The following is a 26,124-nucleotide window of genomic DNA, read 5'->3' as shown; positions in this document are numbered from 1 at the left end:
CTTTCAGGCCTCAGAACTCTTCCCACTCGTTTTCGGACTTCGTGTCTTTCGCCTGAGTCATCTTGGCGCCCAGGCCGATTGAGATCTTGTCCATCAGCGAGCGTGCCGGCGAGGCGACCGAGCGGCTGCCGGGCTGGGCGGGCACGACCTTCGGGCCCGTCTTGCGCAGCAGAGAGGACGGTGCCGATGCTGGTGTGGATGGCGCAGACGGAGCCGATCCCAGGGGGCGCGAGAACGGCGTATCGCGCTGGTCGGCAAACCGGTTCTGCATGCCGCTCGCATTATTTTCCACGGTGAACTGCCCAACGAGCTCGGAGAGCATCTCGGCATCGCGTGTCAGGCCGGTCATGGCCGCATTGGTCTGTTCGGCGGCGTTGGCATTCTGCTGCGTCACATTCTCCATGCGGGTCACAGCGTCATTGATCTCGTTGAGGCTCGTCGACTGCTGTCTGGAAGTCGAGGCAATCGAATGGATGTGATCGCCGATCTGGACAACCTGGCCTGCGATCGCTGAGAGTACGGCACCCGTTTCGCGCACCAGTCCCACACCGGCCGAGACTTCCTGGCCCGACTTGGTGATCAGAGCCTTGATGTCCTTTGCCGCATTGGCCGAGCGCTGGGCCAACTCACGGACTTCCTGCGCGACGACCGCGAAGCCCTTTCCGGCTTCGCCAGCACGGGCGGCCTCCACGCCGGCATTCAAAGCCAGCAAGTTGGTCTGGAAGGCGATTTCATCAATGACGTTGATGATCTTCGAGATCTCGCTCGAGGCCTGCTCGATACGGCTCATGGCATCCACCGCACCGCCGACGATCTCGCCGGAACGGTCGGAATTGGTGCGGGCTTCGAGTGCCAGACGCGAGGCATTTTCGGCGCGCTCCGAGGAATGCCGGATCGCTTCCATGATCTGGCGGATGGCCGCGGAGGTTTCGACGAGAGCGGCGGCCTGCTGCTCGGTGCGCAGCGACAGATCAGCTGTCGCACCACCGACGGCGCCGCTCTTGCGATTGATCTCGGCAACATTGCCATGCACGGCCGACACTGTCGCCGAAAGGCGCTCCAGCGAGGCGTTGAAGTCGATGCGTAGCCGGTCGAGATTGCCCGTCAGCGGCTTGCGGATCGGGGTCGTCAGGTCCCCACTGGCCAGACGCTGGAGACCAGAACCCAGAACATCAATCGCCTCGGTCAACTCGGCCTGGGCTGCGGCCCGCTCCTGCTCCCGCAGCTGGCGTTCTGCTTCACCCGCAGACCGGCGCGCTGTCGCTTCGGTTTCGAGCTGGCGCTTGTCGATTTCCGCCTGCCGGAAGACGGCGACGGAGCGCACCATGTCGCCGATTTCGTCCTTGCGGTCGACGCCCTTCAGGTCGATATCCGTATTTCCTGTGGCCAATTCCCGCATGGCGCCAACCAGATCCGAGATCGGGCGCGTCAGCGTGCGAGAGAAGATGAGGCCAACGATCGAACCGAGAAGGATCAGAACCAGGCCGAACCCGATCGACTTCAGCGCCGTCGCCTGGAGTTGCGAGGAGACTTCGGATGCGCCGATCAGGGCGACGACGGCCCATTTCACATCACCGAACTGAAGGGGAACGATGGCAGCGTTGCTTTCCATGCCGCGGTAGCCTTCGAGCAAGCCGCTCTTCTCCGCGCCGGCTGCGACCTCTGCAATCATTGGAGAGGCAATCTTTGTGACAAGCCCATCGGCTTCCGGGGTGCGGCCGCTGTCGTTGATCACCGTGCCGGAAACGTCGACGAGCAGCGTCTCACCCGTTTCTCCAAGACCGCGCGTGTTGGAGAAGATCGCGTTGATCTGGTCGTTGGGCAACTGATAGGCGAGCACGCCAATCTTGCGATCGCTCATGATAATCGGCACGGCAACAAAAGCTGCCGGGGCGCCGAGCGATGGTGCGTAATTCTCGAATTCCGAATTGGCGAAGATCCCCGGATCGTCGCTCTGCATGACCTTGCGGTAGACCTGGCCGAGGCCCGTATCCTTGTAGGGGCCTGTCAGCAGGTTCGTGCCGAAGTCATCTTCCTTCTGCACGGTGTAGACGACGTTGCCGTCGGCATCGATCAGGAAGATGTCGTAGTAGCCCAGCGCCTGCAGGTGTTTGACAAAGGTGGTGTGGCCCTGTCGGTGGGCACGGTCGTAATTGTCGACCTTGGCGCTATCAAGCTTGAACTTTTGACCGACGGGATTGGGATTGTCGGCAATGTAACGACGGTGCAGTTCGGCGACAGGATTGTCGCCGAGCTTTGGCCAGGCGCCGGTGATGCCGAACAGGGCCTGCTGGGTCATCATGTTGGAGGCAATTGCATGGGCATCGAGGCGGATCGCATCCAGGAAGCGCTTGGCCTCGTTGCGGCGCCCGTCGGCCGTCGCTTCGAGTTTCTGGTAAACCTGCTCGTTGAGCGTCGCGCTTTGCTGCACGAGGCCGATGGCAACCGAAGCGCTCAAGGTAACAAGGGCGAACAGGGCTGCAGCGACCGGCAGTTTCTTCGATATCCGCATGGATGGTTCTCCGACAGAATTCCACGAAAGCACAGTCTCTTCTGCTGCCAGAAGCCCATTGAAAAGTTGTTACCAGGGCGTGCTTATTCCCCGCATATGGCACCCGCCAAGGTTAATTTAGCGATAAAAAAAATGCCCGATCTGGTGAGAACACCAAATCGGGCAAAAGGCAGGGCTGTTGGCTATCGCCCTGCGGGGATGCCGTCGGTCAAGAGGACCGTGGGGCGCGCAATGCCTGTTCGGCACGAGCGCGGGCCAAATGTTTCAAAATGGGCGACGGGTCACTGGAGATTCCGTGGCTTAGCAGGACCTGACTGATCTCACTGCGCGACAGGCCGATATCGGCCAGCAGGCGATCATCGAGGTCGCCGAGTTTATCCACCGCCAGTCGATTTCGGATGGCCTTGAACACCGTCCGGATGACGTTCGACACACGTGTCACGCGATCTGCCGCCGAGACGTGGCGCGCGGGGTAAACAAGCTCGAGGTCGAAGATCCGGTCGGTCGTGCGCATGGCAAATGTCCTTTCAGCGGGCACGAGGAGGTGCATCCCGCCGCGGGGGCGGCGGGTGCATTGGAGGCGGGATGGTCTGTTGGACTTTATGGTCCGGCGGTGGCGAGGGGCAAATTGGCGAAAAGATATTGATCAGTCCAACGAATGTTTCTAATGGTAATCATCAACCCTTCTGATGGACGAAACCCATGTCGGCTCCCCTGGACATCGATCAACTGCAAACCTTCGTCGCCATCATCGACACTGGCAGCTTCACCAAGGCGGCCGGCCGCGTGTTCAAGACGCAATCGGCCGTCTCGATGCAGATGCGCCGGCTGGAAGAGCGCGTCGGCAAGCAGCTCTTCGTGAAAGATGGTCGCGGCAACCGGCTGACTGCCGATGGCGACAAGCTCTTGAACTATGCGCGGCGGATTATCCGGCTGAATTCGGAAGCGATCGCCGCATTCGACGATAACCGTCTGGAGGGAACGCTTCGGATCGGCACACCTGACGATTATGCCGATCGCTACATGCCGGAAATCATTGGCCGCTTCGCCAAGACCCATCCGAATGTCGAACTCTATATCGTCTGCGAGCCTTCGATGGACCTGGCCGAGAAGATGGCAAAGGGGGAGCTCGACATTGCACTCGTCACGCATAATCCGCTGCTGCGGCAATCGGACGTGGTGCGGACAGAACCCTTGTGCTGGGTCGGTTCGGCAAACCATCCGCTGAAGGACGATGCGCCTGTGCCGCTTGCCGTTGGTCGGCGTGACTGCCAGTGGCGTCAGCTTGCGTGCTCGGCGCTGGACGCTGACGGGCGCGAGTACCAGGTCCTGTTCACCAGCTGGTCGTCGACGGTGGTCGCCGCCGCCGTTCTCGCCGGCATGGCCGTTTCAACGCTGCCGGAATCGGCACTCAGGACGGGAATGAAAGTGCTCACGGCCGCCGATGGTTTTCCGCCGCTACCACCGGTGCAGATCGGTCTGATGAAGCGACCGGGCCTGTCGACCTCACTGGTCAATGCGATCACCGATCACATTACCGCCTGCCTCGACAACATTACGCCAGCTCAGGTCGAGGATGATCTGGATGGTGACGCAAAGGGCTATGGGCGTTACGTTTCGCGTGCGCGCGCCGGCAACTTGATGCCCGGCTGGTGAGCATCAGGGATCGAAATTGAAGATCTGCGAGCGGATGATCTGGCGCCAGCGCGCCAGATAGGCGCTTGCCGCCTCTTCGCTCTGATGACTGGAGAAGCGAATGACTTCGCTGGTCGTCATGATCATCAGTTTGAGGTTAATGCGGAACCGTTCGCACTGCCCTTCCGGCACAAGATGCGCCAGATCCTTGTAGAAGGCCGTGATCAGACGCTCATGAAACTCGGCCGACAGCTGGTTGAGATCATTGTCTGCGAGGATGGCCTGCCAGAGCGAGATGTGGATCGGCGCCTTGCGGATGATGTCGAAGATCTCAAGCAGACACTTGGCCGCGCGCTCGGCGGCTTCATCCAGCGTGTGCGTATCAGCGAAGATGTTGAGGATGAAGCCGTCCATCTCGCTCGACAGGCGGTCATGCAGCGCCTTGATGATGGCCGCCTTCTGCGGAAAGAACTGGTAGAGGGAGCCGATCGGAATATGGGCTCGCTGGGCGATCTCGCTCATCGTCACGTTGTTGACGCCCTTTTCAAGAAACAGCCCGACGGCGGCTTCAAGAATGGACTCCAGCCGCTGAATGCTGCGCTCCTGCATCGGCTTCTTGCGCTGCTGCAGACGGCCCTTGTCGACCTTATCACTCATGGATCGTTGTCCGACGCATCATTCGCCGGCCTCCTCTGTCTCGGCACAGGAATTAGGCCTCGCTTCTGGCCAAATCGTTAACGACACGGGCCTGACGTGCAATTGCATGACGATTCCAAAAAAGGTTCATCAAAATACAACTATGCATCGGTATGCGGCTGTCGATAGCGCGCAAGATCGAAGATCTGTATGCCGTTTTTGGGACGACCCCGTCCTTGCCAGCGCGGGTGGTCCAGCGTGTAGCACGCATCGTCATAGCCTGCCTGCCAGTGCTCCTCAATCGACCGGCGGGAGAATTCGGCATCCATGGCATGGGTCGCATGCGAGGCGCGGCGATGGATCAGGTGTACAATGGTGACGTCGTATTCATGGCCGATCGAACGCAGGATCTGCGCATCCTCATCCTCGGACAATTCGGGCGGCAATTTCTCCAGCAGCCGTTTGGCGGCCCGCCGGACAATCTGCCTGCGGGCGAAATCATCCGTGTTCATGCGGGTACGGCTGGAATAGCGAATCTCCTTGATCCGGCTCTCGACCTCGAACTGATCGCGCGGCATGTCTCCTCGCGCGTTAAACAGATCCACCTGAAAGATCTCGAGATCGCGGGAGGCGTCGTTGACATTGAGCACATGCTGCAGCGGCGTGTTCGACACAAGGCCACCATCCCAATAGAACCGCCCATCGATCTCGACGGGCGGAAAGCCCGGCGGCAGGGCGCCGGATGCCGCGATGTGGCGGGCATCCAGGCGGCGGCTGCGGTTGTCGAAATAGGCAAAGTTGCCAGAATGGATATCGACAGCGCCGACACTCAGCCGGGTTCCAGAAGCATTGAGGAGATCAAAGTCGATCAGACGCTCCAAGGTGTTCATCAACGGCCCGGTGTCGTAGAGACTGATCCGGCTCTCAGGATTGGCGATCAACTGGTAAGGCGTCCAGAGCCTTGGCGAGAAAAAACCGGGAATGCCCCAGAGGCTGCCGGCCAAAGCTGCTGCATCATTCTGCAGCCGTCTCTGGCTGTCGTTTGCCGCTGGCCAGCCGAAATCGAGCGTGGCGGAAATGGACTGCCAGAATTCCCTGAGATGGGCGATCCGCTTGTCGCGGGGGCTGCCGGCGATGATCGCCGCATTGATCGCGCCGATCGAGATTCCGGCCAGCCAGTCCGGCTCCACGTCCCGGTCATGCAAGGCCTCGAAGGTCCCGGCCTGGTAGGCCCCAAGCGCGCCGCCTCCTTGAAAGACGAAGATCCGATCGGGGTTGGAATTGCGTGAACTTTCTGCCATGGCCCGTCCTATCCTTGCTGCACCGCAATAGATAGACGAGCCGAAGCCTTGCTTCCAGTGCAGGCCGGCTTCACGCAGCGTTCACTTTTCCAGCGCTGCTTTCGGATCACGCCCAAAAGAAATTCGATGCGCTTGTTCATTCCAGATTATGAAATGCGAGCTCATTTCTCATCAAGGAAAGCCGATGCCCCGTTTCCTCGTTCCCTTTGCCGCCGTGTTGCTGTCTACAACCCTGATCGCCTCCGGGCCGAGCCGCGCCGACGAAGCATCCGTCGATCAGCAGATCGAAACGCTGCTCGGCGATGCGCCGGACTACAAGGAGCTGTTCTACGCCTTCAAGGTGGCGCTTGAGGAAGGCAAGTCCGACATTGTCGTCAGCCTTGTGAACTATCCGCTGACCGTCACCATCGATGGCGAAGAGGCGACCTATGGCTCGGAGCAGGAACTGCTCGACGCGTATGATTCCGTCTTTACAGAAGCGATCGTCGAGGCGGTTTCAAACCAGGATTACGGCAGCCTTTTCGTCAATTCCGAGGGCGTGATGATCGGCAATGGCGAGGTCTGGATCACGGGCATCTGCGAGGACAGCGCCTGCACCAGCGCGCCACCGCGTGTTTCCGTCATCCAGTCGGCCAATTGAGCCTGTCCCGTTCAGACAGCGGGCTGGAACTGGTTCGGCCTCGGACAAAAAGAAGGCGGCATCTGCGATGCCGCCTTCAGCCCCATGAGGCGCTGGTTCAGGCGGCCAGATCGAGCACGATGCGGCCGTCGATCTTGCCTTCTTCCATGCGGTGGAAGATGTCGTTGATATTCTCCAGCTTGTCCCAGCTGAAATGCGAGGCGACCTTGCCCTCACCGGCAAACTGCAGGCTTTCCTCGAGATCCTGGCGCGTGCCGACGATCGAGCCGCGCACCGTGATGCGCTTCAGGACGGTTTCGAAGACCGGCAGCGAGATAAAGCCCGGCGGCAGGCCGACCAGCGACATCGTGCCCTTGGAGCGCAGGAAACCGTAAGCCTGTTCCATGGCCTGCGGCGACACCGCCGTTACCAGAGCGCCATGCACGCCGCCGGTGGCCTTCTGCACCTGCGCGATCGCATCGGCATCGCGACCATTGACGATGACGTCGGCACCCAGGGTCTTTGCCAGAGCCAGCTTGTCCTCGTGAATGTCGGCGGCAACCACATGCATGCCCATGGCCTTTGCATATTGCACCGCCATGTGACCGAGACCGCCAATGCCTGAAATGACAACCCACTCGCCGGGCTTCACTTCCGCCTCCTTCAGACCCTTGTAGACGGTGACACCGGCGCAGAGCACGGGTGCAGCCGGGCCAAAGTCCAGATTGTCAGGCAGCCGGCCGACAAAGTCGGGATCGGCAAGGCCATATTGCGCAAAGGTGCCGTTGACGGAGTAACCGGTGTTCTGCTGGCTGCCGCACAGCGTTTCCCAGCCGGTGCGGCAGGGCGAGCAGCAGCCGCAGGCCGTATGCAGCCATGGCACGCCGACGCGGTCGCCTTCCTTGATGCGGGAGACGCCGGCGCCAAGCTTTGCCACGTAACCCACGCCCTCATGGCCGGGAATGAAAGGCGGGCTGGGCTTGACCGGCCAGTCCCCATTGGCGGCATGGAGATCGGTATGGCAGACGCCCGTCGCCTCATACTTGACCAGAATCTGTCCCGGGCCCGGCTCCGGAATTGCCCATTCCTCGATCGTCAGCGGCTTGCCGAATTCCCGCACGACGGCGGCCTTCATCATCGATGCCATGTCACTCTCCCACGCTCGTTGAACCGACTGGACCGGAAAACCCGGTGTCCATGGAAGGAGCTTAGGAGTGTGGGCACGGCTGCCGGTTGATCGGTATCAAGTGGCGAAACATTTCATCGAAGTGTCATGTTCGGGGTCGCCGGTGTCACTCCCCGGACAGAGGGAAGAACGTCAGGCGAGGTTCTTCTTCAGGAAGGCGACCGTGCGCGACCAGGCGAGATCGGCAGCGGCCTTGTCGTAGCGGGCAGCGGAGGTGTCATTGTTGAAGGCGTGGTTGACGCCGTCATAGATGAAGAGCTCATAGGTCTTGCCATTGGCGTCGAGCGCCGCCTTGTAGGCGTCAATCCCGGCATTGATGCGCTCATCGAGGCCGCCGTAATGCAACATCAGGGGTGCCTTGATCTTTGGCACATCCTCAGCCGGTGCCTGGGCACCATAATAGGCGACGCCTGCGCCGAGCTCTGGCGAGGCGACCGCCATGCGGTTCACCATGCCACCGCCCCAGCAGAAGCCGATGGCGCCGACCTTGCCATTGGTCTTTTCATGACCGGCGAGAAAGGCGCGTGTGGCTTCGCCATTGGCGACGGTGGCGACCATGTCGAGCGACTGGAACATGTTGCGCGCTTCGTCTTCATTGGCCGGGGTCCCTCCGTTTGGCGACAGGAAATCCGGCGCCAGCGCGACGAAACCTTCGAGCGCCATGCGGCGGGTGACATCGCGGATATGCGCATTGAGGCCGCGATTTTCATGGATGACAATGACCGCCGGCAGCTTGCCGGTCGCATCTTTCGGGACGGCCAGATAGCCTTTCATCTCGCCGGCACCACCGGGATAGGTGACGTCTTCCACCGTTAGACGATCATCGGCCTCGGGCACGATGGTTGCATGGGCAGAGTTTGCAGCCAGCATCGGCATGATGACGGCGGCAGCAGCCCCTGAACCCGCCAGCGATGTGAGCTTCTGCATGAAGCCGCGTCGGTCCAAAGTCAGGTGGGTGTATTCGTCATAGGCATCGATCATCGCCTGCGTGATTGTCGGCTTGTCCATGGCATATCCTCCCGGCGGGTGCTGATGCCCGGAAGATAGGACGCTTAACGCAGGTGACCATACAAAACGCCGTGATGGGTCAGCTGAACGCCATCCAGGCGCCGAGCCAGATCCAGAGCAGGAAGAGGATAACGAAGCCCGCCATGAAGGAGAGACGGCGGAGCGGTAGATTGCCGGTCAGCTGCATAGTGGCCTGCACATAGCGGGCGAGCACGAAGGCCCAGGCGCCGACGACGGCGGCGAGATTGTCAGCCTCGGCGATATAGAGGAGCACGCAGACGGCATAAAAGAGCACCGGCAATTCGAACTGGTTGGCGATCGCCTTGTTGACCACCCGGCTTGCCTGCGGCTCATCACGGTTTTCGCGGAATGCTTCCCGCTTGACTTCGCCGCTTTTGACGACCGCGGCACGTCTGACGACGAGCAAGCCATACAGGCTAAAAATCAGGAAGGCATGGGCCAGCAGCGGCCAGAACATTTCAAACCCGGTCATGTGAAAAATCTCCTCCCTATCTGGTCATGAAAAAGGCCCGGGAAGGATATGTTCCCGGGCCGCATTCTCACTTCATCGAAAGATCAGTTCGAGCCCGGATAGTTCGGGCTTTCGCGGGTGATCGTTACACCATGCGGATGGCTTTCACGAAGGCCGGCACCGGAGATGCGCACGAAGGTCGCCTTTTCCTGGAAGTCCCGGATGTCCTTGCCGCCGACATAACCCATGGCAGCCTTCAGGCCACCGGCGAGCTGGTGCAGCACGGCCGAGACTGGTCCCTTGTAAGGCACCTGGCCTTCGATGCCCTCCGGCACGAGCTTCAGCGTGTCACGCACTTCCGCCTGGAAGTAGCGATCCGCCGAACCGCGGGCCATGGCGCCGACGGAGCCCATGCCGCGATAGGCTTTGAACGAACGGCCCTGGTAGAGGTAAACTTCACCTGGGCTTTCATCCGTGCCGGCGAGCAACGAACCGACCATGACGGCGGAAGCACCGGCAGCAATCGCCTTGGCAACATCGCCCGAGAACTTCAGGCCACCATCGGCGATGACAGGAATGTCGTGCTTCTGGGCGGCTTCAACTGCGGCCATGACGGCTGCAAGCTGGGGAACGCCGACGCCCGCGACGATGCGGGTGGTGCAGATCGAGCCCGGGCCGATGCCCACCTTGATGCAGTCTGCGCCGGCATCGATCAGAGCCTGCGTTCCCTCGGATGTCGCGACATTGCCGGCGATGATGCGGATCGCATTCGACATCTTCTTCACATGCGCGACGGCATCGAGAACCTTCTGGCTGTGGCCGTGCGCGGTATCGACGACGATGACGTCAACGCCGGCATCGATCAGGCGCTCGGCGCGCTCGACGCCATCATCACCGGTCGAGATGGCGGCAGCGACGCGCAGGCGACCCTGAGCGTCCTTGGCGGCATGCGGGTTGAGCTGCGACTTTTCGATATCCTTGACGGTGATCAGGCCAACGCAACGGCCTTCATTGTCGACTACGACGAGCTTTTCGATGCGGTGCGTGTGGAGGAGGCGCTTGGCTTCCTGCTGGTCGACGCCGTCCTTGACCGTGATCAGGTTTTCACGTGTCATCAGCTCGTAGATCTTCTGGTTCGGGTCAGAAGCGAAACGGACGTCGCGATTGGTGAGGATGCCGACGAGGCGACCCGGGCGACCGCCGTTTTCAACAACCGGGATACCGGAAATGCCGTGGGCCTTCATCAGCGCCTTGGCTTCGGCAAGCGTCGCATCCGGGCCAATAGTCACCGGGTTGACGACCATGCCGCTTTCGAACTTCTTGACCTGGCGAACTTCTTCGGCCTGCTCGATCGGCGTCAGGTTGCGGTGGATAACGCCCATGCCGCCGGACTGGGCCATGGCGATGGCCAACCGGCTTTCAGTCACCGTATCCATGGCGGACGACAGGATCGGCAGGGAGAGTTCGATGTCGCGAGCGATGCGGGTGGCGATATTCGTCTGCCCCGGCATCACTTCCGAATGCCCCGGCTGCAGGAGGACGTCGTCAAAGGTAAGCGCTTCTGCGCCGGTTGCCGACATTACGATGCGTGCCATTGCCAAATCCTTCGTTTGAATAGGCAGAATCCTCCCGAAAACGGAATTTCCCGTCCGGTGGCTCCTGCATGAAATGCTTGGAAGTTGGCGAGGGCTGGTAACACGTTCATGACAGGAAGGGAATAGCAAAACGCGGCTCTAAACGGCGCCATGCCGCACTGCACAGAAAACACGCCTCCATTAGAATTTTAGGATGTTCTTGCACGAAGTCTGAAATCTCCTTCGTTACAACCACCCTCGCTTCTTCGGGACGGGGAGCCAATCAACAACGGGGGCAAAGATGACACCATTGAGAAAACGCGCCAATGCGCTTGAGACGCAGTTCGCCCGACAGGCAGAACTCGAATTTCGAACGAAGGTACTTTGCGGCAAGATGATCGGGCGATGGGCCGGCTACAAAATGGGCGTCGACGATGTCGAGGCCTATGCGCATAACATCGCAATGCAGCAGGTGGTCGAGCCGCACCGTTTGCTTGACCTTCTGCGCCAGGATTTTTCGGCCGCCGGTATGGATGTCTCCGAGGCAGAACTAAACTCGCAGATGCACACATTTCTCGACAGTGCGTCTGTCGAAATCGCCACGCGCGGCTAAGACCAAAAGCTGTGGGCTGCCCAAAGGACAGCCCACAACGTCGATGCCTTAGACGTCTTAGAGATCGAACTGATAGGCCTTCGGAACGAACCGATAGCCCTGGTCGATCTTCTCGACGAAACCAACCGCCGGGAACGGCATGTGATAGCCCAGGAAGGCGAGCTTGTCCGTCGCCAGCATGTCGAACACCTTCTTCCGGCTTGCAGCGGCCGCCGCCTTGTCCATGTCAAAGCGAACTTCCCAATCGGGGCGCTGCAGCGACAGCACGAAGTGATTGGCCGTATCCGCCGTCAGCACCAGCTGGCGGCCTTCCGATTCCAGGCGATAGATCATGTGGCCGGGCGAATGGCCGAAGGCCGCCATGCCGGTCACGCCCGAGACGACTTCCCCACCGTCTCCGATGAAGGTTGTCTTGTCCGCAAGCGGCTTGACGTTGGCGATGACGCCCTTCTGGCCGTTCTCGGCCGGTGTTCCAACGCGGGCCGGATCGACCCAGAAATCATATTCGGCCTGGCCCGTCACATAACGTGCATTCGGGAAAGCCGGCTGGCCACCTTCCATCAGGCCACCAATGTGGTCGCCATGCATATGGGTGAGAACAACGACGGTGACATCCTCGCGCTTGTAACCGGCTGCCGTGAGACCCTCGACCAAACGACCAAGGCCATTGGCGCGACCGCCCTCCCCCATGCCTGTATCAAAGAGGATGACATCCGTGCCGGTGTTGACCAGTACCGGGGCGAAGCTGTTGACGAAGTTGTCCGGCGGCAGGAAATTCGCCTCGAGCAGTGCACCGACCGTTTCCGGCGACTGATTGGTGCCGAAGGTTTCCTGCGGCGCACCGGAGGCACGCGAACCATCCTTGACCACCAGAACTTCGAACTTTCCGACATTGAAGCGATGGGTTTCGGGTGGCATGGCGTGGTTAATGCTCATCGAGGTTTGGGCGGACGAGGTTTGGGCGGACGCCGTTTGGGCGGAGGCGGCTCTGGTCATGATCATCGGCGTGGCAAGTGCTACACCCGCACCGCCCAAAAGCATTCTTCGGTTCATCGATAACATCGCAATCTCCTCAGTGAAAGTCGCATCCCCGTTTCGTCGGGCCGAGGCGAAACATAGGTTTGCAGCTAAGCGGGGAAAGCGGGCTCACGCCAACGTGAAGCGTGTATCCACGCCACCAACGGGCTCAAATCGCAACCGAGGCTTGCCTTTTCCGCCATTCTCCATATCGAGTTCGGCATCCGCGGCGGACGCACCATCAGTGTGTCGGGTCCCTCGCGCCCCGCCGGAAGACCGATGAACCGTATTACCCCGCTCATACTCGCCGTCGCGCTGTTCATGGAACAGATGGATTCGACCGTGATTGCCACGGCGCTGCCGACGATTGCCACCGACCTTGGGGTTGGGCCGATCACGCTCAAACTTGCGCTCACCGCCTATATGGTGGCGCTTGCAATCTTCATTCCGATCAGTGGCTGGATGGCAGATCGTTATGGAGCCAAGCGCGTGTTCCGCGCAGCGATTGTCATCTTCATGCTCGGCTCACTGTTCTGTGCAATGTCCGGATCGCTCCTCGCCTTCATCGCCGCACGCTTCCTGCAGGGCATGGGCGGCGCGATGATGACGCCTGTCGGGCGCCTGGTCCTGCTGAGAACCACGAAGAAAAGCGAACTGGTCTCGGCCATGGCGCTTCTGACCATTCCGGGCCTGCTCGGCCCGATCACCGGGCCGCCGATCGGGGGCTTCATAACCACCTTCTTCAGCTGGCACTGGATCTTCCTGATCAACCTGCCGATCGGGCTGCTGGGCCTGTGGATTTCCGGCCTCTACCTGCCGGAGATTGCCCCGATAAAGACCGGTCGCATCGACTGGCGCGGCTTTACCTTGAGTGCCGGTGCGGCATCCGGTCTGGTCTTCGGCTTGTCAGTCATGAGCCTTCCGGCCCTGCCGGTGGCCGTGGGGGCCGGAGCGACGGTGGCCGGCATTTTATGCCTTGTCCTCTACGTCATCCATGCCCGCCGGCATCCGGCGCCGCTGCTTAACCTGTCGCTCTTTACCAACAGAAGCTTTCGCGCCTCGATCATCGGCGGCACGCTGTTTCGCATTGCCGCCGGCGCCACGCCCTTCCTGCTGCCACTGATGTTGCAGCTCGGCTTCGGCATGAGCGCCTTCCAATCCGGCATGGTCACGTTCGTGGCCGCAATCGGGGCGATTTCCACCAAATTCATTGTCAGGCGCGCCTTCGCCGCTCTCGGATTTCGCACCGTCCTGATCACAGCCGGCATTATCGGTGCCCTGACGACGGGTGCCAATGCGCTGTTCACGCCGGCAACCCCGATCCTTCTGATCATGGGAATCCTGCTGCTAGGCGGCTTCTGCCGCTCCTTCTTCTTCACAGGTGTGAATACTTTGGGATATTCCGAGATCGAGGACGGCCAGGCCTCGCAGGCAACTGCGCTCACTTCCGTCCTTCAGCAGGTGAGCCTGGCGCTTGGCGTGGCTGTGGCCGGCGCTATCCTGGAGGTCAGCGCCAAGATCACCGGCGGCACACTGTCGCTCGGTGACTTCCACCTTGCCTTCGCCATGGTTGCCGCTCTCTCGATCTTCGCCGTCATCCCGTTCTTCGGCCTAGCGCGCGATGTCGGATCCGCCGTCTCCGGCTATCGCCACGGGCAAGCTGAAGACGACACAATCAGCGTCAAGTAAGCCGATGATGGGTTATTGGGGCTTTTCGCACAGCGCCGACAGTTTGTTGCCGTCGGGATCGCGGACATAGCAGGCATAGAAATTGGGATGAAAGGGACGCAGACCCGGTGCGCCCTCATCCGTGCCGCCATTTGCAATCGCTGCCCTGTAAAACGCATCGACGGCAGCCCGGGACCGAGCCTCGAAAGCCGGCATCGAACCATTGCCGACCGTCGCGGGCTTGCCATCGAAGGGATGTGTGATCCAGAAACGGCAGCGCTCATCCTGCGGCAGTCCATAACCTGCTTCGCTTTCGACCGTGACGCGGCGCTCGACGCCGAGCGTCGACAGAACTGCGTCGTAGAAGCCGATGGCGCGCCTCAGATCGTTGATGCCGATGGTAATGTAGGTGAGCACCGCTGTCTGCGCCTCAGTCCTGGTCTTCTTCGGCCGGAATGTCCTCACGCGGATCACGAGCGAAACCGTCCTCATCGACCGCAGCCGTGATCACGCCTCCCTTGCGACCCTTGAAGCCCTTGGCCAGCAGGAACATCTCGACCGATTCCTGGCGCGATGAGGCCGGCTTGATATGCAGGACCTGACGGAAGTTCAGCTTCAGCATGTTCAAGAGATCTTTTTCCGTACCGCCCTGGAAGGTCTTCGCCAGGAAATGGCCGCCTTCTGCCAGAACTTCGACGGCGAAGTGGGCCGCAACCTCGCATAGATGCATGGTGCGCAGATGGTCAGTCTTCTGGTGGCCCGTCGTCGGCGCCGCCATGTCAGACAGGACGAGATTGGGTGTGCCGCCAACGGCTTCGATCAGCTGGCGCGGGGCGTCCGGATCCAGAAAGTCGAGTTGCAGGATCTTCACACCCGGCAACTGCGCCATTTCGAGAAAGTCGATTGCGGCGACACGGATGTCGTCATCGGTCGAATCGGTGACCTTGGCGGCGATCTGCGACCAACTGCCCGGCGCCGCCCCCAGATCGATGACACGATGGGCACCTTTCAGGATCTGGTGCTTCTCGTCGATCTCCAGCAACTTGAAGGCCGCGCGGGCGCGGTAACCCTCGAGCTTTGCGCGCTGCACATAGGGGTCGTTGATGTGGCGCTCGAGCCAACGTCTGGACGACGCCTTCAGCTTGCCCTTCTTGACCTTCTGGCCGAGTTTGCGGCCGGTTCTGTTCCCGCCGATGGGTGGCTTTGCCATGGTCAGCGCTCCCTATGGGTGTTAGGTCGGCGGGTCCGGCCGCGGCGCCAGACGCCGTCATCCGCCATCATATCTGTCAAAAGGCCTTCGCGCAGGCCGCGATCCGCGACCCGCATCCGGCTCGACGGCCAACGCCGGCGGATCGCCTCAAGAATGGCGCAGCCGGCCAGCACAAGGTCGGCGCGGTCCGGCCCGATGCACGGGTTGGCGGCGCGTCCGGCATAATCCCAGGACAATAGCTTGGCCTGCATCGCCGTGACCTCGGCATCGGACAGCCAGACGCCATCGACCTTGCGGCGGTCATAGCGCGGCAGATCGAGATGCACGCCGGCCAATGTCGTTACCGTGCCCGAAGTGCCGATCAGATGGAAATCCTCCGGATATCCATCTGGCCCGCGCGGTAGATCCGGGCAATCGAAGCGGGCAAGCATGCCTTCGACTTCCTGGGTCATGGCTTCGAAGATATCCGGCGTCACGTCGCGGCCGCCATGGCGCTCGGAGAGCGTCACGACACCAACGGGCAGCGATGTCCAATGGGTGATGTGGTTGGCAAGCCGGCTTGACCTGTTGTCAGCGATCCGGATCACCGCGATCTCGGAGGAGCCGCCGCCGATATCGAAGAGCACGACGGAGCGGGCTTCGCGACCGACCAGCGAGGAGCAGCCAGAGACAGCGAGCCGCGCTTCGGTCTCGCGGTTGATGATCTCGAGTTCGAGGCCCGTCTCGTTGGTGACCCGTTCGAGGAAGCTTTCCCCATTCTCTGCCGCGCGGCAGGCTTCGGTGGCGATCAGGCGCATGCGGCGAATTTCACGACCGGAGAGCTTGGAAGCGCAGATGCGCAAGGCGTCGACCGCGCGGTCCATCGCGTCCTGCGACAATTGCCCTGTTGCCCCCAGGCCCTCGCCCAGCCTCACGATGCGCGAGAAAGCGTCGACGACGCGAAACTGGCCGGGCCGGGTTGGCTGCGCAATCAGCAGCCGGCAATTGTTGGTGCCAAGGTCGAGTGCCGCGTAAAGATCGTCATGGCTGCCCTCTCCTGCAAACCGCAAACGATCCGGCGCCGACGGTCTGTCAGACCGGCCGGGCGCGGCGACCTGATGGCGCGGCGGCACGGCCGGCGGCTCCGGCTTGCGCGCCTTGGCAGACGCGGCAGACGGCGGCTCCGAACCGGCAAGCGGCCGGACATGACCGGCTTTAAGGGCGGGCTTCCGATTGCGATTGCGCCGGCGCTTCTTCGGCGACCGGGCATCGGGCTCTACCGATATTGCCGACCGCGTCGCCACCGCATGAGCGCCATGGCTGCCTGCGGCGGCATGATCGCCGGCAGGGGCTGAGGCCGAGCGAGCACGGTTGTCCGATCCGCCAGGCAGTTCGCCCTTTGGCGCACCGGAACCACCGGATAGGATTTGGGAAGAGGTCTGCCGCGCGCCACCGTCGGTCGATGACGAAGCAAGATCGGCTCCCGAAGGGCCTTTGCCGCGTCGACGACGCTTTCGCTTGCGGACAGGGCCATCCGCAAAGACTGATTCGGAACGTCGTTCGGAGACCGGCGTTCCCGCCGATCCTGCCGAAGCAGAAGCCTCAGGACCGTTTGCGATCGGCCCCGTCTTCCTGCTCTTGCCGCGCCGGCGAGATCCCCCGCCCTTGCGCTTGCCCGTCGACGTCCCCTCGCTATTCGGCTGTCCGCCGCGATTGGGGTCTGTCACTGAAGTCTTCCATTGCACCGCGCAAGGCGCCGCTTTCGCCGCATGCCGCTGGTGTCATCAATCGTTTCGTTGGCGCCAGCATACCAGCGCAAGCCCTTTGCGCCAAACGGTTTTTCCAAGGACTACCAATAGCCGCCGATCCGCCTCGCAGGCTTTAGCCTCCGCCCACGGCCTAAGCGAAGCCGGTATTTCACTTAGGCGAAACACATTCCGACATTTTTTTAAAAATCGGCCTTTGCAATCTCAAAGCTTTTGGCTATAAGCCCGCTCACCGATCGCGGCAGCGATACCCTGGTGGGGAATAGTTCAACGGTAGAACGACGGACTCTGACTCCGTTAATCTTGGTTCGAATCCAGGTTCCCCAGCCAATCTTTACCCTCCCCAAAGTGTTGATTTCCGAGTTTTTCCCGTCGTGCGTGATCGTGTCTCGCAGCTGGAAATACGCCAAATTCCCGCATTATGGCGCGATGTGGCTGCTTCTCATGCGTCTAGGTGTGGATTGTGCATTTACCTTTCAGTGCCTGAGCCCCCCTATCGGTGCTGCTCTGCGGCGCCTTTCCGGTCGATTTGACACGCCGCATTTGGACAGACTATCTGTTCTGAGCGCGTTACCGCTCCACCTATGATCCGTTGTCCGCCTCAGCGCAGGCTTAGCCGCTTTGCATAGGGGGTGCCAAGGATCAGTGGCGGCGGCTGGCAATTGCCCGGTTCAATATCTCAATCAAAATTGCCAGAGGAAACCATGGGACCAATCAATGGCAGAGCTTGATCCTTTGCAAGCGCATGAGAAGGGCGTGTTTCTGTTCGGTGATTTCGCCTTCGATACTCGGACGCGGAATCTGAGCCTGCGAGGCAAGCAGCTACCGCTGGGCGGGCGCGCCACTGACATATTGCAGGTCTTGCTCGAGATGGCCGGCCAGACCGTGCCCCGCGCCATGATTGTAGACAAGGTTTGGGGTGCCCCCAATATCACAGACAGTGCTTTGCGATTTCAGATCAATGTTCTGAGGAAACATCTGTCCCCTGAAGCAGACTCCCGCCCCTTTATCAGGAACGTTTCGCGCGTCGGCTATGTGTTTACGGAGAAAGTGGATTTCCTTCCGGAGACGGGTGCAATCGCATCACGTTACTCCATCAAGGACGATGCACTGGACCAGGCAAATCGTACCAGACCGAAAACGCTCATCGGCCGCCAGCACGATCTGGAAGCCACCGTCAATGCTGCGCGTCGCCATCGGTTTGTGACAATCCTCGCCCCCGGTGGCTTTGGGAAGACCACACTGGCCCTTGCAGTTCTCGAAACCCTGCGCCCGGAAGCGACGGTCTTCTGGATCGATGCATCGACTGTCCGCCAAAATGCTGACATTTGGGCCAGTCTTGCCGCGCAACTACCGGTGTCTGGCACGCTCCAAGCGCCTGTGGACCTGGTCCGCGAGGTCTTGAGATCCTCCAGAGGCTTCGTATTCTTCGACTGCGTCGACCGATGTACCGACGTATTGTCGGCCTTCGACCAAGACGAGCTTTGCGACCTCGAAAATCTCACTGTCATCACGACGTCGCGACAGCCGGTCAACGTGCGCGATGAACATATCGTTCGTCTCGACGCACTGACCGTGCCTCCTCCGGGTCTGGCGCTCAAAGCAGACGACATCGTTGCTTACAGCGCGCTTGCGCTTTTCTTCGATCGCGGGGCCGCGCATCTGCATGGCCTAGTGCCCAATGAAAAGCTGTTGGCCAGCGCCGCCGAGATCTGCAGGCGGCTCGACGGAATCCCGTTGGCGATCGAGATTGCCTGCGCTCATCTTTCCATTTTCGGCGTTCACGATCTCGACGCGCTTTTGCGTGAAAACTTCGAGATGATGGATCTTATGCCGACCGACTGGCCCGAGCGTCACCGCACGTTGAGCAAGATGATCGGCTGGAGCTTTGACTTGCTGACCGGCAGCCAAAGGCGTGTTCTGCTCGAGATGTCGGTCTTTCTGGGTGCCGCCAGCGTGGAGGCATGCCTGCGGGTGATCTCCAGCGAAGACCTGCCTGAACGCGACGTTATCCAGGCGATCGCCGTGCTCGTGGGTAAAAATCTGATCGTCAAGGAAGATCGGGACGGAAAGGCGTCTTTCCGGCTCCTCGATACGACACGCGCCTTCTGCATTGATCAAATGATCAAAGCCGGTGAGTGGCATCAGGTCCAGGCCAAACTGGGCGAATTCTTCATCAGGGAGATTCAAGGGCAAGGCTTGCTCGAGGGCGACAAGGAAAAGGCGGTAAACTGGTTTGGGTCGGCGTGCCCAAATCTGACCAACCTTTCGGCCTGCCTTGACTGGCAATTCGAAATGGCGGAAAGCCCCGCACTGGCGGTGCGACTGGCTGCGGAAGCCGCGCCGCTTTACATGCAACTCTCGCTGCTCAGGGACTGCGAGACGGTCGCCGCGCGGGCCCTGACCTATCAAGGACGTGTCGAGCAGAGCGAGGCATTGTGGGCTGCTCTGAACGCATTCTATGGAGCAGCGTTGCTAGCAACGAACGGCCCGGTGGAGGCGTCGAAAGCCGCCATGGAAGTTGCGATCCAGAAAACACAGGATTCCCGGTTAAGTCCCACAGCAATCCTGGCCTATTCAGGCCTCTACTGGCTTCATATCTACCGGTCAGAGCCAGATCTGGCGGACGTTTGTGCCGAGACGTTGAGGCCATCGAGCAAAAGCGATCTTCAGGACGATGATGATCTGATCGCCGACAACTACAACGCCATGGCCTTGCAGATGCGGGGCAATCAGTTGCGCGCCGAAAGGGAGCTGGAGGATGTCGTGAAGCGCCAGGCGCTCATTTCGCTTGGCCGCTTCATGCGGATTGGCACAGATCCCGGACTTCTGTCGCGCGTTTTTCTGATCAAGGCACAATGGCTGCGCGGAAAGGTGACCACGGCACTGGACCACTACGAGGCGATCCGCGGTCCCTTGGAAGAGCCGGAACATGGATTGTATCACTGCTGGGCATTGAACGAGGTCATCATTCCCCTCTATTGCTCGCTGCGGGACTATGACAGGGCGCGCCACGCCTGCGAGAAACTGCGAAAGGCCGTGCACCAACAGTCGATGACAATCAGGGACGTATCCAGCGAGGCCGCGCTCCACGTTATCAATGCATTGAGTGGAAACCCAAATTACCCGGCGCTCACGGCCCTGCGTGACAAGATGGACCGGAACAAGTTCCGGATGCTGATCCCCTGGATCGATGGCATTCGTGCACAGATGCTCGGTGAACTCGGCCGAAACAACGAGGCGCTAGACGTCATCGATCAGTCGATCTCCTTCTGCAGGGCAAGCAACAGCCGATGGTGGATGCCGGAACTGCACTCCATCCGTTGCAGTCTTCTCTGGCATGATCATAGCCCGGAAGGACAGACGAGCGCGGCCATCGCCTTTCAAGAGAGCCATGATTGCGCGGAGGAGCTGGGCGCCTCTGCGTTGGCAATTCGCAATGTTCTCAGAGTTTTGGAGCGGAAGGCATCCGACAGGCTCAACACCGTGGCCATCGAAGCCGGACGCAGACTACTGGCCTCTTACCCGGATGACGGCGATCCCATGGCAGAGATGGTCAGGAACCAGGTCTGGTCCTGACCGACACGGATAGCGTCTAGGGTGTCGAACACCATGGACGACAGCGGGAGAAATCTAAGCCGCAGCCCCCGGGAACGGGAGGATAGGTCCGCGTCTGATGCCAGTCTACGCGTCTAGGCCCGAGCTCAACGGAATGACAAAGCTGAAACTGGTTCCGCTGGGCTCGGCAACAGCGGTCAGGACGCCGTGATGGGCTTCGATAATTGACTTGCAGATCGCAAGTCCCATGCCCATGCCCGTGGTTTTCGTCGTGAACATGGGCTCGAAGATCTGTGATGCGATCTCCGGGGGGATGCCGCTGCCGAAGTCTCGCACGGTCACCATAATCTCGGTCTCGGTCCGCTCCGAGCCGATCTCGATCTGGCGCCTATGCGTAGGCAGATCGTTCATCGCTTCCATCCCGTTGTGCACGAGATTCAAGATCACCTGCTTTAGCTGAGTGGCGTCGCCCAGCACTATGGCTCTGGCAGCAGACAGATCGAGACGGATTTCCGTGCCATGGCGATCAACCTCGGATCGTGCGATGCGCAACACCTCAAGAATGACCTCGTTGACGTCTACGATCTCCTCGACCTTCGGAGCCTGCTTCGAGAGGGCGCGCAAAGCGCGGATGATCTCATGGGCGCGCGTGACACTGGTCTCGATTTCGGTGAGGACGCTCAGCGTTTCGCCGATGTCCGGTTCGGCGCGGCTGAGCCAGCGAAGACCGGCGCCTGCGTTCGATGCAATGGCAGACAGGGGCTGGCCGAGTTCATGCGTGACTGAGGCGGCGATACCGCCGAGCAGGGTCAGACGCGCATTCTTCTCAAGCTCAGCTCGCGCACCCGCGAGCGCCTGTTCGCTCCGCGATCGGAGCTCGTTTTCCTGCAGCAGCTTGGTATAGAGCCTGGCATTTTCGAGAGATATTGCTGCCTGCGAGGCCAGGATCTTGAGGAGCGCCACGGTATCAGCGGCAAACACCCCTTCAAGATAGTCGTTCTGGAGGCAAAGCAGACCGGTGAGTTCGCCGCGGCGTAAAAGCGGTACGCAGAGGATCGAACGCCCCGTCGCGGACACCTTGTCGGCGGCCCAGGCTCCAAAATCCGACCCGGAAATGACGAACGGGGTTCGCGTCTGAAGGGCGCGATCGATCACAGAATAGGGTGGGCTCAGGCCATATCGGTCCGGATCGTGGGTGCTGACGCGCACGCTGTCGCCTTCGGTCCAGGCGGATGCCTCTGCCTCCAGCTTCCCATCAGCAATCTTCAGCAGCAGGCCGCGATTGGCGCCTGCGTGAACGAGCATCCGGGTCATCAGCGTTTCGATCACCCGGTCGAGGACAATCTCCTCCGACAGTGCGAGCGAGGTTCCGAGGACTGTATCAAGGTCGCCTGCTGCGGAGGTCAGACCTTGCGCCGCGGATGGACGCCGGGTCGCATCCAGGGTCAAGGCTGTTCTCAGGCTTCTTGCCTTGTGTCCTGCACCCCAGCGTTCGTATGCTTCGGATGCTAATGAAAGATAGGCGTTGGCACCGATCCGATTGCCCATTTCCAGGCAGCAAGCTCCGGCGCGCTCAAGCGCCAAGGCATGCTCATGCTCGAAGCGGGAGGATCGGGCAGAGGCCGCGGCTTTTTCGTAAAGAACAAGAGCCTCGGCGAAATTCCGATTCCTACGGGCAATCTCGGCATCGAGGAGCAGGAGTTTGTCGGCGAAATTCAAGGGGTTCAGGTCTGCCCAAAGCGCAAGGCGGGAGCGCACGTCACCAAGCCGGGTATCCTCCTCGCTCTCCGCCGACGCGTCTTTTTCGAGTGCGGCGAGGCCAAGGCCGAGATAGAACTTACAGAAACCGGTATCGATATGGGCAAGCAGGAAAATGCTGAGGGCGTCGGCGGCAAGGAGTTTCTCGACTGCCTGCGCATAGGCGCCGTTATAGTAGAGCGAGGTGCCATCATAGAAGGCCACCCAGAATGCGGTTGTCGCTGAAACGACAGGGGCACTCTGCGTCAGGCTTGCCGATGACCGGTTTTCTCCCTGGCCTTCGGCGAGATCGACCACCAGTCGGAGCTGGGCTGCCAGAATATGCTCGATATCAGTATAGCCGAAACGCCGGGTGACAGCGATCGACTCTTCTGCCTCGCGCCTGATGTTGGGGATCTCCTCCCCCATGGCGATGAGATCAGAAACCAGGTGATTGCGCGCATAACACATCCAGCCGACATCGCCGGCCGCATGGGCGGCGTCGAGGGCTTCGCGGACGCGCTCCAGGGCGTAAGGGAGAGAACGGGTCCAGGGTGCGATCTGATCCACAGCCAGCAGAACAGACGTTCGGTGTTCCTCGAAGCCGTATTTGTCGACAAGCGCCCGCGCTGCGAGGCAGAAGTCTAGACCATCGGCATAGGCATCATATTTGTCGGAGATGATGGCACCGAACCAGGCAAGGCCATGGGTGGATTCTGGGCTTGCCCCATGATCGAGCGTGAGCTCCACCATCTTGGCGAGGTGGAGGAAGCGCAGGCCGTCCGTCGTGAATACCGACGAGATAAGCGGCGCGAGCAGCGACATAGCGGCCCTGATGCGCGGATCATCCATGAGAGGCAAGTGTTCGAGATCGGCAATCCGTCTTGCATCCAATCGCCGCCGGATAGCGCGATAGGCCTCATCCTGTTCCGCTTCAGACGCACCGCGCGCCAGCTTGACGCCAAGCTCATCCAGCCCCAGCAGCGCTTCGTCAATTGAGCCTTCATAGTCGGATTTCAGCGTGAGCAGGTTGGCGCGAAGGCGGAAAACCGAACTCCTGTCCAGAGCCGATCGCGCATACTGCAAGAGATCGTCGAGCTGGCTCTCTGCGGCTTCCAGCGAGGCTGCGCCCAGCAACGCCTCACACAAGAGAATATGGGCACGGAACGCCAGCGCATAGTCTTCACCCCAAAGGTCGTCCTGGATCAGGCTGACAGCAGTCTCGCCGTAGCGGACTGCTTGGCCAAACGCCGCCGAGCGCCTAGCGTGGGCCAGTGCGGCCAAAAGCGCCTCGATGAAAAGCCTCCGCTTTTCAATCGGCAGGTGTTCGTCTTTACATTGCTCGATCTGATTGGCCACAGCAAAGACAGAGGCATTTGTTGAGCCGTCCGACAGCGACATCATCACATCAACCAGATGAAGATGGCGAGCGCGCCGCTCTTCCGTATCGAGCAGCGAGTAGGCCGCCTCCTGGATGCGGTCATGGGCGAAACTCAGTTTTGCTGGCGACAGAACCACAAAACCGGAGCGCGCCAGAGGTGCGGCAAGCCGGGCAAGGCCTTCAGCCGACAGGCTGAGGGCGCTGGCGATAACGGCCTTTTCCGCTTCGGGGCCCATGCAGGCCATAGTCTGCAAAAGCCGAAGCGCTTCCACCCCCTCCTTTTCGAGACGAGCGGTGACGAAGGAGATGATGTTTTCGCTGGCTGGATAGCGCGCCACGTCTTCAACTTGGCAAAGCCATGCCCTTTGGCCGGGAGAGAAATAGACGACGCCGTCCTGCACCAGAGCCTGCAACAGCCTTCGCAGGTAGAATGGGTTTCCACCTGTCTTCTCGTGCAACGTCTCGGCCAGATCCGCGAGACCGTCCGGGGCGTCCGAAAAGATCGTTTCGAGCATCTCGCGGGTCGATTGCAGGGAGAGCGGCCGCAGATAAAGCTCGGCCAGTTCGGCCATGGAGGTGCGCGCATCCACCAGGAGTCGTTCCGCCAGCGCTTGCGCCTCTCCGGACTGGTCGCGGCGGGCAACGATCAGGAGGAGCCCCGTAACAGGCTCGCTGACTAGGACTGATAGGAAAGAGCGCGTGGCCTCATCCGCCCATTGTATGTCATCGAGAAACAGGACCAAAGGTCTGATGGTCGCCGCCGCGACCGACAGGACTGTACGCAACGCCCGCTGCAATCGAAGCTGGACAAGTGGACCGGTCACTTCTGTCCGCGTCGACTGCGGTCCGGTCAAAATCTCCATTGAAGGCAGGAGGTCAACCAACAGGGCGGCGCTCCCCTGCAACTCGCGGGCAAGCGCCTTGCGAAGCGATGCCAGTGTCACATGATCGGCACGCATCGCCTCGTCGATGAATGTGCTGACCGCCTGCATGATGGGGGCATAGGGCAGTTCAGACTGATGCTGGTCACTCTTGCCTTGAAGGAATAGTGCCTTCTCAGCCGCCGCCTTGCCAAGGCTTTGGATGAGGCTTGACTTCCCGACACCCGGCTGGCCGTGCACCGCGATCATCGACGGCTTGCCGTGATCCAGAAAGCGATCGAGTACGTTGGCGAGGATCTGCTCCTCCTCGCCACGGCCGAAGAGCGCGGACGTTCCGAGCTGCGCAAAGGGTGTGTCAACACGACCGATTTCGAAATCGCTGATGGTGCGGTTTTCTCGCCATTCCTGTTCGCACCGCGCAAGATCGACCTCCAGCGCGAGGGCCGTCTGGTATCGAGCGGTGGGTTCCTTGGCGAGCAGACGCTTCAGAATCTGCCCGATCACCGGCGGTAGGTCTGAGAACATGCTGCTTGCGTCCATGGGTGCAAGCGCAAGATGTGCGTGGCGCCATTCGACGGGCGAGTTGGCCGCCAGCGGAAAGATGCCAGTCAAATGCCTGAAGAGGATCATGCCAAGCGCATAAAGGTCGCTTCGACCGTCGTATTGTGGGGCGACAGGTCTCAATTGCTCGGGTGCGCGATAGATGATGTCATCGATCACGCCAAGCGTTTGCGCGGAGGCCGTCGTCGGCATTGTCCTCAGCCGGAGGCTGCCACGACGATCAACCGCAAAGTCGATCGGATGCAGTGATCCGAGTGGCGCCCCGTCGGCATGGGCGGCCGAGAGCGTCCTGACGATGGAAAGGGCGAGGGGCAGAAATTCGGCCAGAGGGGTCGGCGAAGGCGACTGAAGTCTGAGAACGATGCTCGTAGTGTCGAACACTAGGGTACGATGTTCGGCCTCCTCCAGAATGGCCACAGGCGTATCGAGCCAAGCATCGGCATTGGCATAGCGACGCAGGCGCGCATCTGCCTGCGCCGATCGCACTCCGTCCCGGGTGCGAGGCAGAGTGAGCGCGTCCCAAGCGGAGGCACCATGGGACAGGTGATATAGATTGACCGACGAAGACTGCCAGACAGCGACACGGCTGCAGGCCCGAAGCCAGGCTTCATCCAGCGTTTCCATTGTCGCGGCGGTTGAGGGCACCGTAGTCTCCGAACAGACGTAACATTACTCGCGCCAGAGTAGCAGTTGGACCCCGCATTTTGTCCATGGCACAAACTCTAATACGACCCTCCAATTCGATCAGAAACCGGTAGTTTTTGTTAGATGCGGGCTTGTGGTCTCTTCCCTGATTGATGCAGCAAGCCC

The 26,124-nt window shown here is 60.6% G+C and carries 18 protein-coding genes and 1 tRNA gene; 6 read left to right on the top strand and 13 right to left on the bottom strand.

Going from position 1 to position 26,124, the window contains the following annotated elements; translation table 11 throughout:
* Positions 1–10: 10 nt before the first annotated feature.
* Entirely contained in the window at positions 11–2,512 is a 2,502-nt protein-coding gene (locus IP76_RS13600; protein ID WP_054158772.1) for a methyl-accepting chemotaxis protein, read from the bottom strand.
* A 208-nt stretch (positions 2,513–2,720) separates the two neighbouring features.
* Positions 2,721–3,026, bottom strand: coding sequence for a DUF1127 domain-containing protein (locus tag IP76_RS13595; RefSeq protein WP_054158771.1), 306 nt, complete (start codon positions 3,024–3,026; stop codon positions 2,721–2,723).
* Positions 3,027–3,214: 188 nt separating this feature from the next.
* Between IP76_RS13595 and IP76_RS13590 the strand changes: the two genes are divergently transcribed.
* Entirely contained in the window at positions 3,215–4,168 is a 954-nt protein-coding gene (locus IP76_RS13590) for a LysR substrate-binding domain-containing protein (protein ID WP_054158770.1), read from the top strand.
* A 3-nt stretch (positions 4,169–4,171) separates the two neighbouring features.
* Here the strand turns inward: IP76_RS13590 and IP76_RS13585 are convergent, their stop codons facing one another.
* A complete protein-coding gene (locus tag IP76_RS13585; RefSeq protein WP_054158769.1) occupies positions 4,172–4,804 on the bottom strand; it encodes a TetR/AcrR family transcriptional regulator in 633 nt (210 codons plus the stop codon).
* A 140-nt stretch (positions 4,805–4,944) separates the two neighbouring features.
* Positions 4,945–6,084 (bottom strand): patatin-like phospholipase family protein, encoded by a 1,140-nt coding sequence (locus IP76_RS13580; protein ID WP_054158768.1) that lies wholly within the window; start codon positions 6,082–6,084, stop codon positions 4,945–4,947.
* Between the two features lie 184 nt (positions 6,085–6,268).
* Between IP76_RS13580 and IP76_RS13575 the strand changes: the two genes are divergently transcribed.
* The gene (locus IP76_RS13575; RefSeq protein ID WP_054158767.1) at positions 6,269–6,724 is read left to right on the top strand and encodes a hypothetical protein; all 456 of its coding nucleotides are present in this window, start codon (positions 6,269–6,271) and stop codon (positions 6,722–6,724) included.
* Positions 6,725–6,821: 97 nt separating this feature from the next.
* Here IP76_RS13575 and adhP read toward each other — a convergent pair whose 3' ends face one another.
* The 4 genes from adhP to guaB all read right to left on the bottom strand — a co-directional run bounded on the left by adhP (position 6,822) and on the right by guaB (position 10,964).
* Complete coding sequence (gene adhP / locus IP76_RS13570; protein WP_054158766.1) at positions 6,822–7,850, bottom strand: alcohol dehydrogenase AdhP; 1,029 nt, start codon at positions 7,848–7,850, stop codon at positions 6,822–6,824.
* Between the two features lie 171 nt (positions 7,851–8,021).
* Complete coding sequence (locus tag IP76_RS13565) at positions 8,022–8,897, bottom strand: dienelactone hydrolase family protein (protein WP_054158765.1); 876 nt, start codon at positions 8,895–8,897, stop codon at positions 8,022–8,024.
* A gap of 79 nt (positions 8,898–8,976) precedes the next feature.
* Entirely contained in the window at positions 8,977–9,390 is a 414-nt protein-coding gene (locus IP76_RS13560; RefSeq protein ID WP_054158764.1) for an MAPEG family protein, read from the bottom strand.
* A gap of 83 nt (positions 9,391–9,473) precedes the next feature.
* Positions 9,474–10,964 (bottom strand): IMP dehydrogenase, encoded by a 1,491-nt coding sequence (gene guaB / locus IP76_RS13555; protein WP_054158763.1) that lies wholly within the window; start codon positions 10,962–10,964, stop codon positions 9,474–9,476.
* A 280-nt stretch (positions 10,965–11,244) separates the two neighbouring features.
* Here guaB and IP76_RS13550 point away from each other — a divergent pair, with 280 nt between their 5' ends.
* A complete protein-coding gene (locus IP76_RS13550; protein ID WP_082352534.1) occupies positions 11,245–11,556 on the top strand; it encodes an ATPase inhibitor subunit zeta in 312 nt (103 codons plus the stop codon).
* Positions 11,557–11,613: 57 nt separating this feature from the next.
* On the opposite strand, the gene IP76_RS13545 is transcribed toward IP76_RS13550, so the two are convergent.
* Positions 11,614–12,609, bottom strand: coding sequence for an MBL fold metallo-hydrolase (locus IP76_RS13545; RefSeq protein WP_054158784.1), 996 nt, complete (start codon positions 12,607–12,609; stop codon positions 11,614–11,616).
* Positions 12,610–12,852: 243 nt separating this feature from the next.
* Here IP76_RS13545 and IP76_RS13540 point away from each other — a divergent pair, with 243 nt between their 5' ends.
* Complete coding sequence (locus tag IP76_RS13540) at positions 12,853–14,262, top strand: MFS transporter (RefSeq protein WP_054158761.1); 1,410 nt, start codon at positions 12,853–12,855, stop codon at positions 14,260–14,262.
* A 12-nt stretch (positions 14,263–14,274) separates the two neighbouring features.
* Here the strand turns inward: IP76_RS13540 and IP76_RS13535 are convergent, their stop codons facing one another.
* Genes IP76_RS13535 through IP76_RS13525 form a run of 3 tightly spaced genes read right to left on the bottom strand, consistent with a single transcriptional unit; the run spans position 14,275 to position 17,157 of the window.
* A complete protein-coding gene (locus IP76_RS13535; protein ID WP_054158760.1) occupies positions 14,275–14,658 on the bottom strand; it encodes a VOC family protein in 384 nt (127 codons plus the stop codon).
* A 13-nt stretch (positions 14,659–14,671) separates the two neighbouring features.
* Positions 14,672–15,451 carry an RlmE family RNA methyltransferase gene (locus tag IP76_RS13530; RefSeq protein ID WP_054158759.1) on the bottom strand — a complete coding sequence of 260 codons (780 nt, stop codon included), beginning with the start codon at positions 15,449–15,451 and terminating at the stop codon, positions 14,672–14,674.
* Between the two features lie 2 nt (positions 15,452–15,453).
* Complete coding sequence (locus tag IP76_RS13525) at positions 15,454–17,157, bottom strand: Ppx/GppA phosphatase family protein (RefSeq protein WP_054158758.1); 1,704 nt, start codon at positions 17,155–17,157, stop codon at positions 15,454–15,456.
* 295 nt (positions 17,158–17,452) lie between these two features.
* Between IP76_RS13525 and IP76_RS13520 the strand changes: the two genes are divergently transcribed.
* Positions 17,453–17,526: transfer RNA gene (locus tag IP76_RS13520), tRNA-Gln, on the top strand.
* A 387-nt stretch (positions 17,527–17,913) separates the two neighbouring features.
* Positions 17,914–20,775 carry a winged helix-turn-helix domain-containing protein gene (locus IP76_RS13515; protein ID WP_054158757.1) on the top strand — a complete coding sequence of 954 codons (2,862 nt, stop codon included), beginning with the start codon at positions 17,914–17,916 and terminating at the stop codon, positions 20,773–20,775.
* Between the two features lie 105 nt (positions 20,776–20,880).
* Here IP76_RS13515 and IP76_RS13510 read toward each other — a convergent pair whose 3' ends face one another.
* Positions 20,881–25,959, bottom strand: coding sequence for an ATP-binding sensor histidine kinase (locus tag IP76_RS13510; protein WP_156318573.1), 5,079 nt, complete (start codon positions 25,957–25,959; stop codon positions 20,881–20,883).
* Positions 25,960–26,124: the final 165 nt, after the last annotated feature.

Source organism: Rhizobium sp. AAP43, assembly GCF_001296045.1.
Classification (GTDB): domain Bacteria; phylum Pseudomonadota; class Alphaproteobacteria; order Rhizobiales; family Rhizobiaceae; genus Allorhizobium.
This window is presented reverse-complemented; position numbering and strand designations above follow the sequence as displayed.